We start from the raw sequence: 17,492 nt of genomic DNA, 5'->3' as shown, positions 1-17,492 counted from the left end.
GGAGTGGTCGAATGATCTCGGTTCTCGTCGTCGACGATTCCGTGGTGGTCCGTCGGCTGATCGTCGACGCTCTCGGGGAGGCGCCGGGCATTCAGGTGGTCGGCACCGCGGCGAACGGCCTACTGGCACAGGCCAAGATCGACCAGCTCAAACCCGACGTGGTCACCATGGACATCGAGATGCCGCAGATGGACGGCATCGAGGCGGTGCGTGAACTCCGCAAACGGCACGCCGCGCTGCCGGTGATCATGTTCAGCACGCTGTCCGCGGCGGGCGCCACCGCCACCCTGGAGGCGCTCTCCGCGGGTGCCACCGACTACGTGACCAAGCCCAGCAACGTGGGCTCGGTGAAGGAATCGATCGAGGCGGTACGCGAACAGCTCGTACCCAAGATCCAGGCGCTCGGTGGGCGCCGTCGCCCGCCGCCCGGCGCGCCGCCGCGAGGCCCCGCCCCGGCGGCCGGCCCGCGCCCCGGCATCGGACCGGTGCCCGGCCGTCCGGGTCTGACCCCACCCGGCCCGGCCCGCCCGCCCGCTCCCGCCGCTCCCGCCGGCCCGGCCGGGGCCCGCCCGCCGGCCCGCCGTGGCCCGCAGGGCCGGATCGACATCCTGGCGATCGGCTCGTCCACCGGCGGCCCGGACGCGCTGACCAAGGTGCTGCACGGGTTGCCGGCCGACCTCCCGGTCCCGGTGGTGATCACCCAGCACATGCCGCCGGTCTTCACCAAGATGTTCGCCGAACGGCTGGACCGCAGCATCCCGTTGAAGGTGGTCGAGGCCGGCGACGGCATGGAACTGGCGCCCGGCACGGTCTACATCGCGCCGGGCGACCGGCACCTGATCTTCAACCGCCGGGGCACGTCGACGCTGACCCAGCTCAGCAACGCACCACAGGAGAACTCCTGCCGGCCCGCCGTGGACGTGATGTTCCGGTCGGTGGCCGCGCTGTACGGCGGCACCGCGTTCGCCACGGTGCTTACTGGAATGGGACAAGACGGACGAGGTGGTGCGAAGGTGCTGCGAGACGCGGGCTGTGAGATTCTGGCCCAGGACGAGGCGTCCTCGGTGGTGTGGGGCATGCCGGGCGCCGTGGTCGGCGCGGGTCTGGCCGATGAGGTGTTGCCTCTCGACCGGATCGCGGCGGCGCTGCTGAACCGGGTGCGGGTGGGACGGTCCGCGGCGGTGGCCCGATGACCCTGTCCCAGGCCGAGTTCACCTTCGTCGCCAACCTGGTGCGCCGGGAGGCCTCCATCGTGCTGGCGCCCGGCAAGGAATACCTGGTCGAGGCCCGGCTGATCCCGGTTGCCCGGGTAGTGGGCGCGCCAAACGTCAACGATTTCATCGCCGATCTGCAGAAGCGCCCGAACCCGCAGCATCAGCGGAAGATCATCGACGCGCTCACCACCAACGAGACCTCCTTCTTCCGGGACCGGGAGCCGTTCAGCGCGCTCACCGACGTGGTGCTGCCGGAGTTGGTCAAGTCCCGGGCCAGTACCCGCAAGCTGCGGTTCTGGTCAGCGGCCAGCTCCAGCGGCCAGGAGGCGTACAGCCTGGCGATCACGCTGCAGGAGTCGCTGCCGGCCGGCTGGTCGTTCGAGATCCAGGGCACCGACATCTCCACCGCGATGGTCGAGCGGGCGCAGAAGGCGGAGTACAGCCAGGTCGAGGTGAACCGGGGACTGCCGGCCACCCAGCTGGTGCAGTACTTCGAGCGGGCCGGCGCGCACTGGCGGGTGATCCCGGCGCTGCGCCGCAACGTCTCGTTCAAGCACATGAGCCTGACCGCGCCGTTCCCGCCGATGCAGCCGTTCGACGTGATCTTCCTGCGCAATGTCCTGATCTATTTCGACGTCGCCACCAAGCGACAGGTGCTGCAGAACGCCGCCAAGATCCTGCGCCCCGACGGCTGGCTGTTCCTCGGCGCGGCCGAGACGACGATCGGGATCGACGACAACTATGAGCGGGTGGCCGCCGGCCGCACATCCGCGTACCGAATCCGCAATGCGGTGCCCGCGGGCGCCGGGAGAAGGGGATGACGCCGATGCGCGCCATGGTGATCGATGACTCGCGCGCGATGCGCATGATCCTCAAGCGCATCGTCACGAAGCTGAGCTTCGAGGCGGTCGAGGCCGGCGACGGCAAGGAGGCGCTCGACCTGCTCGCCGATATGACCGAGGTGCCGGAACTGGCCCTCATCGACTGGAACATGCCCAACATGAACGGGCTCGAGTTCGTCATGAAGGTCCGGGCCGACCCGCGGCTGCGCGAGATGACCCTGGTGATGGTCACCACCGAGAGCGAACAGAGTCAGATCGTCCGAGCGCTCGCCGCGGGTGCTCATGAATACGTCATCAAGCCCTTCACGGAGGGTGCCATGATCGAAAAACTGGCCCTGCTGGGCCTCGTGCCGACCGGAGCGAACTCATGAGCGTCGAAGTCGACGTAGACGAGAACGACCTCGCTGAGATGGTGGAACAGGTCTGGGAGTCGTACCTGGATCCGGAGGGCGTGAGCCCGCTGATGCAGACGTACGACGAGAACCAGCCCTCGGAAGTGCACTCCTCAGTGTCGATCACCGGGTCCTGGACCGGGCACATCGTGTACGCGTCCTCCCGGGCCGCCGCCCAGCGGGCCGCGGCCGCCTTCCTGGCCATGGAACTGGACGAGGTGAGCGAGGAGGACATCTCCGACACGCTCGGCGAACTGGCGAACATCGTCGGCGGCAACGTCAAGGCGATGCTTCCGCCGGGTTCGCAGTTGTCGCTACCTCAGGTAGTGCTCGCGCCGGAGAGCTCGGCGCGTTATCCGAACACCGAACGCATCAGCGGCGTCTATGGACTCTGGGAAGGCGAGCCGGTGTCCATTTCGATGTGGCAGAGCAGCACCGACACGAAGGAGGAGGGTGCATGAAGATCCTCATCGCCGATGACAGCCGGGTGATGCGGCAGATCGTCGTCCGTACCCTGCGGCAGGCCGGGTTCGGCGACCACGACCTGATCGAGGCCGCGGACGGGCAGGAGGCGTTCGACATGGCCAGCAAGCAGCAGCCGGATCTGGTCATCTCGGACTGGAACATGCCGCAGATGACCGGCATCGAGGTGCTGCGGCAACTCCGGGCGGCCGGCAACAACGTCAAGTTCGGCTTCGTCACCTCGGAGTGCACGCCCGAGATGAAGACGGCCGCCGAATCCGCGGGTTCGGCCTTCTTCATCGTCAAACCGTTCACGGCTGAGCGATTCGACGAAGTCTTCGCTCCAATTTTGGGATGATTGCGACATGTCAGACGTCTCGGTACTTCCCGGCTCTCTAGCCGTACGCAATCTGTTCGAGGATCTCCTCGGCCGCGAGGTCACCGTCAGCCCCGGTGACCCGCTCAGCGCGGACGAGATCCGGACCGCCACGGTCGCGATCTTCACCGACAACAGCCAGAAGATCTACGCGGCCATGGGCCTGCAGCTGAGCCTGGCGGCCAACGCCGGCGCCGCGCTCGGCCTGCTGCCCCCGGGCGCCGCCGAGGACAGCATCGACGAGAAGCAGCTCTTCCCGAACCTGGCGGAGAACGTCGGCGAGCTGTGCAACATCTTCACCAGCCTGCTCAACAAGGAGGGGGCCCCGCACACCAAGCTCTACCAGGTGATCTACCCGGGGATGGAGCTGCCGGCCGACGCCCGCGCGATCCTGCTCGCGCTCGGGCGGCGCCTGGACCTGATGGTCGAGGTGAGCCGGTACGGCAAGGGCAAGATGAGCCTGTCGCTGGCGCCCTGAGCGCCCGGGTATGGCGTACACCATTGAAGAACTGAAAGATGCGGGCCCGCCGGCTTCCGGCGGGCCCGCAAATTTGTGGCTAAGCAATTCCTGGTCCGGGCCGAAGCTTAGGTTGAGCTTGCCAAGGGACAGGAGAAGTCAATGACCTCGCCGACCTCTGGAATGGGCGCCACCGGCGCCTCTTCGGACGCCGCACAGGCCGCCGCCGCGCTCAAGGCTGAGGCCGCGAAGCGGCAGGCCAAGGACAAGGACCTGGGGGACAAGGACACCTTCATGAAACTGTTGGTGGCCCAGCTCAAGTACCAGGACCCGTCCAAACCCGCCGACTCGACCCAGTTTCTCGCCCAGACCGCGCAGTTCACCCAGGTCGAGAAGCTGGAAGACATGATCGGCATGATGAAGTCGCAGCGGATGACGAGCGCCAGCATGCTGGTCGGCAAGACCGTCACGTACATGGACGCCAACGGCCAGTCGCAGACCGGCGTGGTGTCCGCGGCGAAGCTCAACGGGGACAGCGACCCGACCCTCAAGGTCGGTAACACGGATGTGGACCTGTCCAAGGTCACGGAGATTCAGCAGACCGCCTGAAAAAGACCGCCCGCTTCTTGAGCCCTTTTCTCGACCTTAAGGACGATCTTTAATGCTGCGTTCTCTCTACTCCGGCATCAGTGGCCTGCACGCGCACCAGCAGATGATGGACGTCACCGGCAACAACATTGCGAACGTCAACACCGTCGGCTACAAGTCGGAGGCGGTGCAGTTCCAGGACACGCTCAGCCAGATGGTGGGCGCGGCCGGCTCGCCGCAGAACGGCATGGGCGGCACCAACCCGTCCCAGGTCGGCCTCGGTGTCAAGGTCGCCGGCATCAGCAAGAACTTCAGCCAGGGCTCGGCCGAGACCACCGGCAAGTCCGGCGACATGATGATCCAGGGCGACGGCTTCTTCATCACCCGGACCGGCAACGAGCAGATGTACACCCGGGCCGGCTCGTTCTTCTTCGACGCCAACGGCACGCTGGTCACCACCAGCGGCCAGCCGGTGCAGGGCTGGACCGCGGTCGACGGCAAGGTCAACGCCGGCGGCCAGCCGAGTGACATCAAGATGCCACTGGGTGCCACCATCCCGCCCGCGGCGACCACCCAGATCACCCTCAAGGGCAACCTGACCAGCGACTTCCCGGAGAACAAGCTGGCCACCGAGGACACCGTGACGATCCCGGTCAAGGTCTTCGACAAGGACGGCGCGACCCACACGGTGACCGCCAAGTTCACCCGGGCCATCGACCCGAACCGGGTCGCCGGGGACACCCCGGACACCACCTGGGACATCGCGCTGTACGGCGAGGACGGCACCGCCATCTCCGGCGCGACCGGGGAGATCGACATGACCAGCGGCAAGGCGATCGTCAGCGCCACCGACACCCCGGCCACCGGGGAGTTGGACAAGGACGGCAACATGCAGATCGGCGATTACAAGGTCAACATGGCCGACCTGACCATGTACTCCGGGCTGTCGGACGCTCGGGTGTTCTCCACCGACGGGCAGACCGCCGGCGCGCTGACCTCGCTCGCATACACCGTCTCGGACACCGGTGAGATCGTCGGCGTGTACAGCAACGGCTTGAAGGAGACGCTGGGCCAGGTCGCCATGGCCACCTTCAAGAACCCCGACGGTCTGGAGAAGGTCGGCAACTCGACCTTCCGCAGCACCGTCAACTCCGGGTACGCCCAGGTCGGTCAGCCCGGCAGCGCCGGCATGGGCCAGGTGATCAGTGGCGCCCTGGAGATGTCGAACGTCGACCTCGCCCAGGAGTTCACCAACCTCGTGGTGGCCCAGCGTGGCTTCCAGGCGAACTCGAAGATCATCACGACCTCCGACGAGTTGCTCCAGGAACTCGTCAGCATGAAGCGCTAACGGGTAGCGGCAGGAGTCTCGGCGGCGGCCGGGGCAGGCGTGGAGCCTGTCCCGGCCGCCGCCTTTTGTGCAGGCGTCGCGTGTCGGACGTCGCACCCGGATAGCGACCGGCTCGATCTCATCGGCAACCGAGGTCGGGCCGAAGTACTAGGCGTAGGGCCACGGACGGCCCGACACCAGCCCAGGACGACCCAAGGACGGAACAGTCTTGATCCTCGTAACTCGAATCAACGGTGCCGTGTTCGCGCTGAACCCGGACCTGGTCGAGCGTGTGGACTGCACGCCTGACACGGTCGTCACCCTGGTGGACGGCACCAAGTACGTCATTGCCGAGTCCGTGCCCGAATTCATCGACTCGGTGCGTCACTACCGCGCCTCGCTGATCGCCCAGGCGAGTCGTATGGAGCCTGAGCCCACGGCCGCCCTCTCCTCGTCTGACGACGAGCTCGACGCCAAGGTGCTCCCGCTGCACCGGAAGGACCGCTAATGGACATCTCAACCGTCGTCGGGGTGCTCGCCGGACTGGCGATCGTCTTCACCGTCCAGATCCTGGACGGTGGCTCGCCCAGCTCCATCCTGCTGATCCCCTCGATGCTGCTGGTCTTCGGCGGCGCCTTCGCGGCGGCCATGGCCGGCGGTGTGTTCAAGGACGTGACCGGGTTCGGCAAGCAGCTGCAGAAGGCCTTCACCGCCAAGGTGACGCCGCCGACCCAGCTGCTCGACAACGTGGTCAAGCTGGCTGAGCGGGCCCGTCGCGAGGGTCTGCTGGCCCTCGAGGACGCGGTCAAGACGGTCGAGCACCCGTTCCTGAAGCGCGGTCTGCAGCTGGCCATCGACGGCACCGACCCGGACGAGCTGCACGACATCCTGCACGCCGAGGTCGCGGCCAAGAAGAAGGCGGACAAGGCCGGCAAGAAGTTCTTCGAGAACATGGGCGGCTACGCGCCGACCATCGGCATCATCGGCACGGTCATGGGCCTGGTGCACGTGCTGGAGAACCTCGACAAGCCGACCACGCTGGGCCCGGCCATCTCCTCGGCGTTCGTCGCCACCCTCTGGGGTGTGCTCAGCGCCAACATCATCTGGCTGCCGATGGCGGCCCGGCTCGACCGGCTCAGCGCCGTCGAGTCCGAGGAGATGGAGCTGGTGATCGACGGTGTGCTGGCGATCCAGGCCGGCTCCAACCCGCGCCTGGTCGCCCAGAAGCTGCGGAGCCTGCTCCCGCCGGACGAGATGAAGAAGGCTGAGGCCGCGGCCTCCTCGAAGAAGGCGGCCTGACCCGATGAGTTCCGGTGGCGGCGGCGCCAAGCGCAAGAAGAAGGCCCATGAGGAGCACGAGGAGCACGTCAACCACGAGCGCTGGCTCGTGTCGTACGCCGACATGCTCACCCTGCTGTTCGTCCTCTTCGTTGTCCTGTTCTCCATGAGTGACATCAACCAGAAGAAGTTCGCCCAGCTCGCGCAGGGTCTCTCGGCAAGCTTCGGCTCCAAGAGCGCCGCGTTCACCGGTAACTACGCCCCGCTGGACGGCTCGGCGAACAACGCGCAGGTCGTGCAGATCGACCCGGGCGCCAACCCGGGTGACGGGTCCTCGGGTACCGAGGGCCTGAACCAGAAGCAGCAGGAGGCCGTCTCCCGGGCGGTCATGGCGGAGGACCGCAAGAAGGCCTCGGCCAACGCGGACAAGGCGGCGAAGGAGGCGGAGAACATGAAGGCGATCGAGAACAAGATCTCCGACGCGCTCGCCGCGGCCAAGCTGCTGGACAACGTGAAGTTCACGATCGACCAGCGCGGCCTGGTCGTCACGGTGGTGACCAACGAGGTGGTCTTCGCCGGTGACCGGGCGGACCTGCGCCCGACCGGCGAGAAGATCCTCGGCGCGATCGCCCCGACGCTGGCGAAGCTGCCGAACAACGTCGAGGTGGACGGCAACACCAACCAGCTCAACGCGAAGACCAGGTACTACCCGAGCGGCTGGGAGCTGTCCGCGGCGCGGGCCTCCACCACGGTCCGGTACTTCACCGGGCACGGGATCGCGAAGAAGCGGCTCAGCGCGGTCGGTTTCTCCGACACCAAGCCGCTGATCGACCCGAAGGACCCCCGCTCGATCACGATGAACCGCCGGGTGGACGTGGTCGTGCTGACCATGCTCACGGCCGACCAGGCGGCGCTGCTGCCGTCGGCGGCGGGTTCCGACGCGAAGCTGCACGCCGGTCAGACCACGGCCGAGGCGAAGGCACTGGAGAAGGCGGTCGAGTCCGCCAACTCGTCGAGCACCACCACCGGTACGACCGGCACCACGAACCACAGCACGCTGATCACCGCTGAGACCCGTAACTGAGCAGGGGGGAGTTCTGATGGCTGACGAGAAGGACGCGGCTGCGGAAGCGCCGAAGAAGTCCAAGAAGATGATGATGATGGTGATCGCGCTGGCACTGGTCGTGCTGGGCGGCGGTGGCGCCGGAGCGTTCTTCATGCTCCGCAGCAGCTCGGCGTCGGCGGCACCGGTGAAGGGCATCGTCACCGCGGCGGAGAACACCATCACGGTGAACCTGGCCGACGGGCACTACCTGAAGCTCGGCTTCGCCCTGCAGCAGACCGACGCCTCCGCCGAGGCGGTCGACCTGAGCGAGGCGTACCAGCTGGCGATCGAGGAGTACACCGGCAGGACGATTGCCGAGCTCTCCACCGACGCGGGCCGCGCCAAGCTCAAGGAGGAGCTGAAGGGCAAGCTGATCGCGGCGTACACCGAGAAGAAGAAGAAGCTCGTCATGGACGTCTACTTCACCTCCTTCGTGACGCAGTAGTCGCCGGCACCACGGGCGGGCCTCCTCCGGGAGGCCCGCCCATCGGTGTATCGAGAGGATAAAACGGCCCCGGGGCTCAGCGGTTCGCGAAGTCCGCCGATCAGGACGACGTGACCACCACCGCACGCACCCCCGGCAAGATGTCGCGCCGTGGCCAGGGCGGAGGGCCGACGGCCTACGACTTCCGCCGACCGATCAAGCTCTCCCGCGAGCATGTCCGCACCCTGCAGATCGCCTTCGAGACGTACGCCCGCAGTTGCGGCACCCTGCTGACCACCCGGCTGCGCGCGGTCAGCAACGTCTCGCTGATCTCCATCGAGCAGCTGAACTACGACGAGTACGTGGCGTCGCTGGCCAACCCGACGATCATCGGGGTGGTCGCCCTCGATCCGTTGCCCGGCACGGTGCTGATCGAGATCGCCCAGTCCGCGGTGATGACCGCGATCGACCACATGCTCGGCGGCCCCGGCGGCTCCCAGCCGGAGCGGCCGCTGACCGAGGTGGAGATGCCGCTGCTGCGCGGCCTGATCGAGCGGATGCTGGGCGAGCTGCGCTACGGCTTCGAGAGCCTGGTCGACATCCAGCCGCACCTCAAGGAGATCGAGTACAACGCGCAGTTCCTGCGGGCGCACGCGCCCGGCGACGCGGTGGTGGTGGCCTCGTTCGAGACCAAGATCGGCGCCGAGGAGTGCATCTCGACGATCTGCCTGCCGTTCAACACCATTCTCCCGGTGCTGTCCCGGCAGGAGGCGGTCGTGCTCAGTGCGGCCGAACGCCAGGTCAAGGACAAGGCGCTGCGCAATCTCACGGCCGGACTTTCCGCCGCTCCGATCGACGTAGCAGTGCGATTCCAGCCCATTCGGATGCGCACCGATGACATCGTGGATCTACGTCCGGGTGACGTCGTGCCGCTGGGGCATCCGACCAGCCGGCCGCTAGAGGTGACCGTGAACGACATCGTGTTCGCGCATGCCGTTCCCGGTAATCAGGGTGCCCGGCTCGCCTGTCTCGTCGTGCCGTCCCCCACCGAGAACGAATCCAAGGAGTCTGGCCGCTCATGACCGCCCCTGCCATCACCGCGCCGCAGCTCATCCTGGCCCGGAACGCGGCGGACGCCGCGCTGGCCGTCCTGCCCACCAGCCGGGCACTGGTCGCCGGCGAGCCGATGACCCCGGACGGGACGACCGCGATCGAGGGCCAGGCGGTCACCGCGCGCTTCAGCGGACCCGCCACCGGCGAGGTGGTCGTGGTGGTCGGTCAGGACCTGGCGGACGCGCTCAAGGAGAGCCCGCTCGGCGAACTCGACCTGACCGCGGCGGTCCGGCCCGCGCTGGAGGCCGCGGCCCGGGTCTTCGGGCCGGTCGTGCTGGATCCCGGTCAGGTGATGGAGCCGCAGGTCGCGCTCAGCGCGCTGGCCGCCAAAGAGGGTGCGGTCGCCATCCCGCTGCGCGACGACGAGGACATCCGCGCGATGCTGGCGCTGTCGTTGAGCCCGTGGCCGGACGATGATCCGCTGGTGGCCGCCGCGACCGGCGGCGGGGTGGCCCAGCGCGCCCCGGAGGCGCCGGCGGTCGGCCGGCGCGGCGGCCTCGACATGCTGCACGACGTGGAGATGGAGGTCTCCGCCGAGCTGGGTCGGACCCGGATGAGTGTGCGGGAGCTGCTGTCGCTCACCCCGGGCGCCATCGTCGAGCTGGACCGGGCCGCCGGCAGCCCGGCCGACCTGCTGGTCAACGGCCGGCTGATCGCCCGCGGCGAGGTGGTCGTGGTGGACGAGAACTTCGGCATCCGGATCACCGAGATCGTCTCGCCGGGCGCCGAGTAGGGGTCACGACCAGTGTTCCGGCTCCTCATCCAGGTCGCCTTCTCCCTGTTCATCGTGCTGTTCATGATGTGGGGGCTGGCCCGGGCGCTACGGCGTCCGTTCGGCGGGCGCGGCCACGGCCCGCTCACCGTGCTCACCCGGCAGCAGCTGGGCCGCAGCTCGGCGGTGGCGGTGGTGCGGGTGGCCGATCGGGCGCTCGTGCTCGGGGTCACCGAACAGCAGATCAGCTATCTGGGCGAGGCCGAGCTCGACGTGTTCGAGCACGAGAAGGTGGAGCACCGGGACCACCTGGTGCTGGAGCCGACCGAGCTGATCGACCCGGGCGGGACGGCCCTGCCGGGCCGGCATCCGGCGGCGCCGGTGGAGCACGGCTCGATCCTGTCGCCCAAGACGTGGAGCTCGACCGTGGAGTTCCTGCGGGAGCGGACGACCCGAAAATGATGCGACGCGCGTTGATGCTGCTCATGCTGGGGATCGGACTCGCGCTGGCGATGCCGGCCGCGGCGGGTGCCGCGCCCGGGCAGCAGCCCGGCGCGGCAGTCGTCGTACCGCCGCAAGTGGCGCCGCGAGCACCCGCGGAGCCGCCGGCGTTGCCACCGCCCCGGCTGGTGCCGCAGGCACCGCGCACGTCGCCGCCGAGCATCAACCTGAACATCAACGGCACCAACCCGGACGGCAGCCGCCCGGCGTCCAGCCTGGTCATCGTTCTGGGCCTGACGCTGCTCTCGGTGGCGCCCGCGCTGCTGCTGCTCTGCACGTGTTTCACCAAGGTCTTCATGGTCCTCGGGATCACCCGCAACGCGCTGGGCCTGACCACGCTGCCGCCCAACCAGGTGATCGCCGGACTGGCCCTGTTCCTGAGCCTTTTCATCATGGGACCGACCGTCTCCGAGATGAACAAGGTCGGCGTGCAGCCCTACCTCAAGGGCGACAAGACCCAGTCGCAGGCCTTCGACGACGGCATCAAGCCGCTGCGCGAGTTCATGTGGAAGACCACCCGCGAGGACGAGCTGGCCCTGCTGATCAAGGTGTCCGGTGAGAAGCAGCCGGCGAACCGGGACGCGGTGCCGCTGACCACGCTGGTGCCCGCGTTCGTGCTCTCCGAGCTGCGGGCCGCGTTCATCATCGGCTTCGTCATCTTCATCCCTTTCCTGATCATCGACCTGGTCGTGTCGGCCTCGCTGATGTCGCTGGGCATGATGATGCTGCCCCCGGTGACCGTCGCGCTGCCCTTCAAGCTGCTGCTGTTCGTGCTGGTCAACGGCTGGGGGTTGATCATCACGGCGCTGGTCGGGTCGTACCGGACGTGAACTACGACGTGCCGATCGCGCAGATGCTGGCGATCCTGCTCGGGGCGTGCCGGACCGGGGCGTGGATGGTGATCTGCCCGCCGTTCAACACCCGGCTCATCCCCGGCCCGGTCAAGGCGCTGCTCTCGGTCGGCCTGGCGCTGCCGATGGCGCCGTACCTGACCGGCACCCTGCCCTCGCTGGAGACCTCGGCGCTGCTGTTCAGCGTGCTGATGCAGATCTTCATCGGGGTCGCGCTCGGCTTCATCACCATGCTGCTGTTCGCCGCGCTGCAGGCGGCCGGTGACCTGCTCGACCTGTTCGGCGGGTTCACCCTGGCCACCGCGTACGACCCGCTCGGCTTCAACCAGAGTTCGATCTTCGGCCGGTTCTACAACCTGGTCGCGATGACCCTGCTGTTCGCCGGCGACGGGCACCAGCTGATCCTGCGCGGCTTCATGCAGAGTTTCCGCACGCTGCCGCTGAACGTCTCGTTCTCCCCGGAGACGTTCAGCCGGCTGCTGCTCAGCGGCGTGGGTGAGATGTTCGTGTCCGCCCTGCAGATCGCCGGGCCGCTGGTCTGCGTGCTGTTCCTGGCCGACGTCTCGCTCGGCCTGCTGAACCGGGTGGCGCCCGCGCTGAACGCGTTCCAGCTGGGCTTCCCCGTCAAGATCTTCCTGGTGGTGACCCTGGCCGGGCTGGCCATCGCGGCGCTCCCGAGCGTCCTGCACACCCTGGTCGAGCGCGCGGTCACGGCGGTGATCCGGCTCAGCGGCGGCTGAGGGGGTGTAGATGTCCGGCGAGAAGACCGAACAGCCGACACAGCAACGGCTCAAAAAGGCGAAACAGGAAGGACAGATCGGCCGTACGCCGGACCTGGGCGCCTGGCTGGGCATGCTGGCCGCGAGCGTGCTGCTGCCCCGCACCCTGACGCAGGCGATGCAGCACGCCGAGGAGGCGATCGCCAAGCTGCCGGACACCATCCAGAACCCGGACCCGGCCAAGGGCCTGGCCCTGCTCCGGGAGGGGCTGTTCGGCGCGGCCTGGGCGGTGGCCCCGCTGGCGCTGACCATGATGGCGGTCGGCGTCGCCGCGGCCGGCGCCCAGGGCGGCATCCGGGTCGCCACCAAGCTGTTCATCCCGAAGTTCAACCGGCTCAACCCGTTTTCCGGCCTGAAGCGGATGTTCGGCCCGCACGCGCTGTGGGAGCTGACCAAGTCGCTGTTCAAGACCGCGGTGCTGGCCGCGGTCCTGTACATGACGGTCAAGAACATCGTCCCGCAGCTGATGTCGGCCGGCCGGCTGCCGCTGACCGCGCTGCTCGGCACCGTCACCAACGCGGTGATCTCGCTGATCCGGGCGGCCGCGGTGGCCGGCATCGCGATGGCCGGCGCCGACTACCTGGTGGTGCGCCGGCGCACCCAGAAGCAACTGCGGATGACCAAGGAAGAGGTCAAGCAGGAGAACAAGAACTCCGAGGGTGACCCGCTGATCAAGGCGCAGATCCGGGCCCGGCAGATGGCCATGGCGCGCAACCGGCAGATGGCCGACGTGCCGACCGCGGACGTGGTGGTGGTCAACCCGGTGCACGTCGCGGTGGCGCTGCGGTACGAGCCGGAGAAGGGCGCGCCGCGGGTGGTGGCCAAGGGCAAGGGGCCGGTGGCCGCCAAGATCCGGCAGCTGGCCACCGACAACCGGGTGCCGATGGTGCAGGACATCGCGCTGGCCCGGGCACTCAACTCGGGGTGCGAGGTGGGTCAGGAGATCCCGGCCGAGTTCTTCGGCGCGGTGGCGCGGGTGCTCGCGTTCGTGATGAGCCTCAAGGCACGCGGCTCGGCGGCCGGTCTGCACCGCAGCCCCGCCATGACGTAACCGAAATTTCGGGAGATTTCCTCACATCGGCGCGGGTTAGCAGGGAAGATCGGGGCGTGGCGGTGCCACAGGGGTCTCAGTGACACGGCGACGGAACGCCGAGCGGAGGTGTCGTGAAAGGCCGGAACCTCGGAAAGCTCGCCGTGCCCGTCGGGGTGATCGGCATCATCATCATGATGGTCGTCCCGTTGCCGACCTTCCTGCTCGACCTGTTCATCGCCATGAACATCACGATGGCCCTGCTGGTGCTGCTGATCAGCATGTTCGTCGAGAAGCCGCTCGACTTCGCGGTCTTCCCGGCGCTGCTGCTGGTGATGACGCTGTTCCGGCTGGCGCTCAACATCAGCGCCACCCGGCTGGTGCTGCGCGACGGTGACGCCGGCAAGGTGATCCATGCGTTCGGCAGCTTCGTGGTCGGGGGCAACCTGGTCATCGGGCTGGTGATCTTCTCGATCCTGGTCATCGTCCAATTGATCGTGGTGACCAAGGGTGCCGAGCGGGTCGCCGAGGTCGGCGCCCGGTTCACCCTCGACGCGATGCCCGGCAAGCAGATGGCGATCGACGCCGACCTGAACGCCGGCCTGATCGACGAGGACGGCGCCAAGCGGCGCCGGGCCGAGGTGGCCGCCGAGGCCGAGTTCTACGGCGCGATGGACGGTGGCTCCAAGTTCGTCAAGGGCGACGCCATCGCGGCCATCATCATCACGCTGATCAACCTGATCGGCGGGTTCGCGGTCGGCATCCTGCAGCACGGCCTGGCGCCGGCCGACGCGATGAACCAGTACAGCATGCTCAGCATCGGCGACGGCCTGGTCTCCCAGGTGCCGGCGCTGCTGCTCTCGGTGGCCACCGGTCTGATCGTGACCCGCTCGGCCACCTCCGGTGACATGGGCCAGACCGTCACCGCCCAGCTCAGCCAGAACAAGCTGGCGCTGCGCATCGGCGGTGCCGCGGCCCTCGCCCTCTGCGTCATCCCCGGCCTGCCCAAGGTCCCGTTCCTGGTGGTCGGGGTGACCGTGCTGGCGATCGCGCAGCGGGTCAAGGAGCAGATCCCGGAGGAGACCGCGCCGATCGCCGAGGCGGTCGAGATGCCGGCCGCCGACTCGCCCGAGCAGCTGCTCGGCGAGATGCGGATCGACCCGCTGGAGCTGGCCCTCGCCCCGGACCTGGTCGACCTGGTCGACGCCAGCAGCGGCGACCTGCTCGACCGGGTGCGCGCACTGCGCCGCAAGATGGCCCTGGAACTCGGGGTGATCATGCCGCCGGTGCGTACCCGGGACGACCTGGACCTGCCGCTCTCGTCGTACGCGATCCGGATCTCCGGGGTCGACGCCGGTGCCGGACAGGCGCCGCCCGGCACGGTGCTGGCGATCGGCGAGGGACTGCAGGCGCTGCCCGGCCGGGCCGGCGTCGAACCGGTGTTCGGCCTGGCCGGCAAGTGGGTCCCGGCCGAGATGCACTATCAGGCCGAGCTGTCCGGCGCGACGGTCGTCGATCGGGCCTCGGTGATCATCACGCACCTGGCCGAGATCGTCCGCAACAACGCCAGCCGGCTGCTCGGCCGGGAGGACGTGCGCGCCCTGACCGAGATGGTCAAGCGCACCCACCCGGTGGTGGTCGAGGAGCTGACCCCGGGGCTGCTCAGCCTCGGCCAGATCCAGAAGGTGCTGCAGGCGATGCTCGACGAGGGCGTGCCGATCCGCGACCTGGTCCGGATCTTCGAGGCGCTCTCGCTGCGCGCCAAGACCTCCGCCGACCACGACGGCCTGGTCGAGGCGGCCCGGGCCGCGCTGGGCCCGGCGATCGCCGCCCAGTACGCGAGCGGCGGCCGGCTCACCGTGATCACGTTGGACCCGATGCTCGAGCAGAGCCTGCTCGAGTCCCTGCGGCCCAGCGACACCGGGGCCTTCATGGCGATCGACGGCATGCGTGCCGAGGCGATCGTCAGTGAGGCCAGCCGGCTCGCCGAAGCCGCCGAGCAGCAGGGCCTGAATCCGGTCCTGGCCTGCTCCCCACAACTGCGGTTGCCGCTGATGCGACTGCTGCGCGCCGGCTCCCGCCGGGTGCAGGTGCTGTCGTACAGCGAGATCTCTGGTTCCACCGCACAGATCGAGACGATAGGGGTGGTGAACGGTGCCTACGCGGGTGCTGCTTGAGGGACCGGCCATCGAGCCGTTACTGGCTCAGGTACGTGACGAGTACGGCTCGCGCGTCCGGATCATCTCCGCCGACAAGGTACGAAGCGGTGGCATCGGGGGCTTCTTCGCGAAGCAGCACTACGAGCTCTCCGTCGAAGTACCGGACGCACACGAGGACAGTGAGGACATGGCGCAACAGACCGTCGCCGAGAACGGCGCAAATCCGCTGGAACGCCTGCTCGAGCAGGCCGAGTCGCGGGACCGGAACGCCTTCGACGGCCCGCCGCCGGGCCGCCCGCCCACGCCGAAACTCGGCGCAGGCCCCGGGCTGGGCGAGCGCTTCGAGCGGCAGGGTGGCCGGGACGCCGGGATCGGTGACACCGGGGCCGCGTTCGCCGAGCTGATGGCCGGCCTGGACATGGCCGGTCACCTCGGCGAGACGCAGCGCGGCGGGCACCGGGTGCGGCAGACCGCCGACGCCGGGGTGCGCCCGTTCACCCCGGCCACCGTGACCGAACCACCGGTCAACGGCGGCGGCCGGCTGGGACTGCCGGCCGCGCTGCCCGGGCGGCCGGCGCCGGTGCCGGCCGCCGCCCCGATCTCCCCGGCCGCGGCCACGCCGCCGCCGGTCGCCCCGCCGCCGGTGTCGATCTCCCCGGCCGCCGAGGCGCCGCACGCGCGCCGGGCGGTGCCGCACAGCCCGGCCGCGACCCCGATCCGGCCCGCCGAACCGGCCGCCGCGCCGCCACGGGCCGCGTTCCAGACCGTGCCGACGGGCGCGCCGATCCGGTCCGCCGCCGAGGTCTACGGGCTCTCCGGCGACGACGAGCCGGCGCCGGTCTCCCCGACCGCGGCCACGCCGCCACCGCCCCCGGCGCCCAAGCCGGCGCCGATCCGGGTCAGCGGCGACCTCGACCCGGTGCAGCGCAACCTGATGACCGTCGGCATGCCCGAGGACATGGCGCGGCAGATCACCGGCGGCGACACCTACGCCGGGGTGCTCAGCGTGCTGGCCTCCCGGCCGGCCGCACCCGGCATCCCGGACGGCCCCGGGGAGATCCTGGTCATCGCCGGCGAGGTGCACACCGCGGTGCCGATCGCCAAGCACCTGCTCGAGCAGGTCCACGTCGACCAGAATCACCTGCTGCTGGCCGCGCTCTCCACCTCCGGCACCGGGCTGCACTCGTCGCGGCTGATCTCCAGCCCGGCCGCCGCCGAATCGCGCGCCGACAAGCTGCAGACCTCGGACCACCCGTGGATCGTGGTGATCGACGCGCCGGTGGGCGGCACCGACGAGTTCTGGGTCAACGAGATGTGCGACGCGCTCGGCGCGACCGCGCTGTGGGCCGTCGTCGACGCCACCCGCAAAACCGCGGACACCGCCCGCCACCTGCGCAACCTCGGCGAGGTCGAGGCGCTCGTGGTGCACAGCGTGGAGCTCACCTCGGACCCGGCGTCGGTACTCGGGCTGGACGTGCCGATCTTCTCGCTGGACGGCAAGCCGGCCACCCCGCACGCCTGGGCCGCGATGCTGTGCGCCCGGATCGCCGCCGAGGTGATGCCGGCCGCCGCCTCGCCGCGGCGGGCCACGCGAGCCGCCCGCCGATGATCCGGCCGTCGGTCCTGGTGTTCGCGCTGCTGATCAGCCTGCCGGCGTGGTACCGGCTGGTCGTCGACCAGCTGGATCTCACCCAGGTACTGATTCGGTTCCTGATCGCGGTGCCGATCGCGGCGATCCTGCTGGCCGCGTTCCGGTTCGTCACGTCCGGGTACGGCGTCACCGAGGAGACCCCGGGGACACCGGTCGACCCGGAACCGCTGCAGGAGTGACTGGCACCTTGGGGAAGAGCTGCCAGCACTGAAGAGGGCGCCGGTCCGCTTG

General features: G+C 69.0%; 21 protein-coding genes. All 21 read left to right on the top strand.

Annotated elements, in window-relative coordinates; genetic code table 11:
• Nucleotides 1–11 precede the first annotated feature (11 nt).
• The 21 genes from ACSP50_RS39130 to ACSP50_RS39030 all read left to right on the top strand — a co-directional run bounded on the left by ACSP50_RS39130 (nucleotide 12) and on the right by ACSP50_RS39030 (nucleotide 17,440).
• Nucleotides 12–1,193, top strand: coding sequence for a chemotaxis response regulator protein-glutamate methylesterase (locus ACSP50_RS39130; RefSeq protein ID WP_014694868.1), 1,182 nt, complete (start codon nucleotides 12–14; stop codon nucleotides 1,191–1,193).
• The gene (locus tag ACSP50_RS39125) at nucleotides 1,190–2,035 is read left to right on the top strand and encodes a protein-glutamate O-methyltransferase CheR (RefSeq protein ID WP_014694867.1); all 846 of its coding nucleotides are present in this window, start codon (nucleotides 1,190–1,192) and stop codon (nucleotides 2,033–2,035) included. Before ACSP50_RS39130 ends, ACSP50_RS39125 begins: the two co-directional genes overlap by 4 nt.
• Nucleotides 2,032–2,427 (top strand): response regulator, encoded by a 396-nt coding sequence (locus ACSP50_RS39120; RefSeq protein WP_014694866.1) that lies wholly within the window; start codon nucleotides 2,032–2,034, stop codon nucleotides 2,425–2,427. The genes ACSP50_RS39125 and ACSP50_RS39120 overlap by 4 nt, the downstream gene beginning before the upstream one ends.
• Nucleotides 2,424–2,909: a chemotaxis protein CheX gene (locus ACSP50_RS39115; RefSeq protein ID WP_014694865.1), complete on the top strand. Its 486-nt coding sequence runs from the start codon at nucleotides 2,424–2,426 to the stop codon at nucleotides 2,907–2,909. Before ACSP50_RS39120 ends, ACSP50_RS39115 begins: the two co-directional genes overlap by 4 nt.
• On the top strand, nucleotides 2,906–3,268 hold the full coding sequence (locus ACSP50_RS39110; RefSeq protein ID WP_014694864.1) for a response regulator: 363 nt from the start codon (nucleotides 2,906–2,908) through the stop codon (nucleotides 3,266–3,268). The genes ACSP50_RS39115 and ACSP50_RS39110 overlap by 4 nt, the downstream gene beginning before the upstream one ends.
• Nucleotides 3,269–3,275: 7 nt before the next feature.
• Complete coding sequence (locus ACSP50_RS39105; RefSeq protein ID WP_014694863.1) at nucleotides 3,276–3,764, top strand: hypothetical protein; 489 nt, start codon at nucleotides 3,276–3,278, stop codon at nucleotides 3,762–3,764.
• 141 nt (nucleotides 3,765–3,905) lie between these two features.
• A complete protein-coding gene (locus ACSP50_RS39100; protein WP_014694862.1) occupies nucleotides 3,906–4,352 on the top strand; it encodes a flagellar hook assembly protein FlgD in 447 nt (148 codons plus the stop codon).
• Between the two features lie 52 nt (nucleotides 4,353–4,404).
• On the top strand, nucleotides 4,405–5,679 hold the full coding sequence (locus ACSP50_RS39095; RefSeq protein ID WP_014694861.1) for a flagellar hook protein FlgE: 1,275 nt from the start codon (nucleotides 4,405–4,407) through the stop codon (nucleotides 5,677–5,679).
• 208 nt (nucleotides 5,680–5,887) lie between these two features.
• Nucleotides 5,888–6,166: a flagellar FlbD family protein gene (locus ACSP50_RS39090; protein ID WP_014694860.1), complete on the top strand. Its 279-nt coding sequence runs from the start codon at nucleotides 5,888–5,890 to the stop codon at nucleotides 6,164–6,166.
• A complete protein-coding gene (locus ACSP50_RS39085) occupies nucleotides 6,166–6,957 on the top strand; it encodes a motility protein A (protein WP_014694859.1) in 792 nt (263 codons plus the stop codon). The genes ACSP50_RS39090 and ACSP50_RS39085 overlap by 1 nt, the downstream gene beginning before the upstream one ends.
• 4 nt (nucleotides 6,958–6,961) lie before the next feature.
• Complete coding sequence (locus ACSP50_RS39080) at nucleotides 6,962–8,020, top strand: flagellar motor protein MotB (protein ID WP_014694858.1); 1,059 nt, start codon at nucleotides 6,962–6,964, stop codon at nucleotides 8,018–8,020.
• A gap of 16 nt (nucleotides 8,021–8,036) precedes the next feature.
• On the top strand, nucleotides 8,037–8,486 hold the full coding sequence (locus ACSP50_RS39075; RefSeq protein WP_014694857.1) for a flagellar basal body-associated FliL family protein: 450 nt from the start codon (nucleotides 8,037–8,039) through the stop codon (nucleotides 8,484–8,486).
• A gap of 110 nt (nucleotides 8,487–8,596) precedes the next feature.
• A complete protein-coding gene (locus ACSP50_RS39070; RefSeq protein ID WP_014694856.1) occupies nucleotides 8,597–9,547 on the top strand; it encodes a flagellar motor switch protein FliM in 951 nt (316 codons plus the stop codon).
• A complete protein-coding gene (gene fliN, locus ACSP50_RS39065) occupies nucleotides 9,544–10,311 on the top strand; it encodes a flagellar motor switch protein FliN (RefSeq protein ID WP_014694855.1) in 768 nt (255 codons plus the stop codon). The genes ACSP50_RS39070 and fliN overlap by 4 nt, the downstream gene beginning before the upstream one ends.
• Nucleotides 10,312–10,323: 12 nt before the next feature.
• The gene (locus tag ACSP50_RS39060) at nucleotides 10,324–10,752 is read left to right on the top strand and encodes a flagellar biosynthetic protein FliO (RefSeq protein WP_014694854.1); all 429 of its coding nucleotides are present in this window, start codon (nucleotides 10,324–10,326) and stop codon (nucleotides 10,750–10,752) included.
• Between the two features lie 14 nt (nucleotides 10,753–10,766).
• A complete protein-coding gene (fliP, locus tag ACSP50_RS39055; RefSeq protein WP_231956807.1) occupies nucleotides 10,767–11,621 on the top strand; it encodes a flagellar type III secretion system pore protein FliP in 855 nt (284 codons plus the stop codon).
• Nucleotides 11,618–12,382, top strand: coding sequence for a flagellar biosynthetic protein FliR (locus ACSP50_RS39050; protein WP_014694852.1), 765 nt, complete (start codon nucleotides 11,618–11,620; stop codon nucleotides 12,380–12,382). Before fliP ends, ACSP50_RS39050 begins: the two co-directional genes overlap by 4 nt.
• A gap of 10 nt (nucleotides 12,383–12,392) precedes the next feature.
• Complete coding sequence (locus ACSP50_RS39045) at nucleotides 12,393–13,472, top strand: flagellar biosynthesis protein FlhB (RefSeq protein ID WP_014694851.1); 1,080 nt, start codon at nucleotides 12,393–12,395, stop codon at nucleotides 13,470–13,472.
• A 113-nt stretch (nucleotides 13,473–13,585) separates the two neighbouring features.
• Nucleotides 13,586–15,628, top strand: coding sequence for a flagellar biosynthesis protein FlhA (gene flhA, locus ACSP50_RS39040; RefSeq protein ID WP_014694850.1), 2,043 nt, complete (start codon nucleotides 13,586–13,588; stop codon nucleotides 15,626–15,628).
• A complete protein-coding gene (locus ACSP50_RS39035; RefSeq protein ID WP_099343954.1) occupies nucleotides 15,618–17,219 on the top strand; it encodes a hypothetical protein in 1,602 nt (533 codons plus the stop codon). The genes flhA and ACSP50_RS39035 overlap by 11 nt, the downstream gene beginning before the upstream one ends.
• The gene (locus ACSP50_RS39030; RefSeq protein ID WP_014694848.1) at nucleotides 17,216–17,440 is read left to right on the top strand and encodes a hypothetical protein; all 225 of its coding nucleotides are present in this window, start codon (nucleotides 17,216–17,218) and stop codon (nucleotides 17,438–17,440) included. Before ACSP50_RS39035 ends, ACSP50_RS39030 begins: the two co-directional genes overlap by 4 nt.
• The last annotated feature ends 52 nt before the right edge of the window (nucleotides 17,441–17,492 follow it).

Origin of the sequence: Actinoplanes sp. SE50/110 (assembly GCF_900119315.1) — a bacterium.
GTDB lineage: Bacteria > Actinomycetota > Actinomycetes > Mycobacteriales > Micromonosporaceae > Actinoplanes.
The sequence above is the reverse complement of the archived record's forward strand: the minus strand, read 5'-3'. Positions and strand labels throughout refer to the sequence as shown.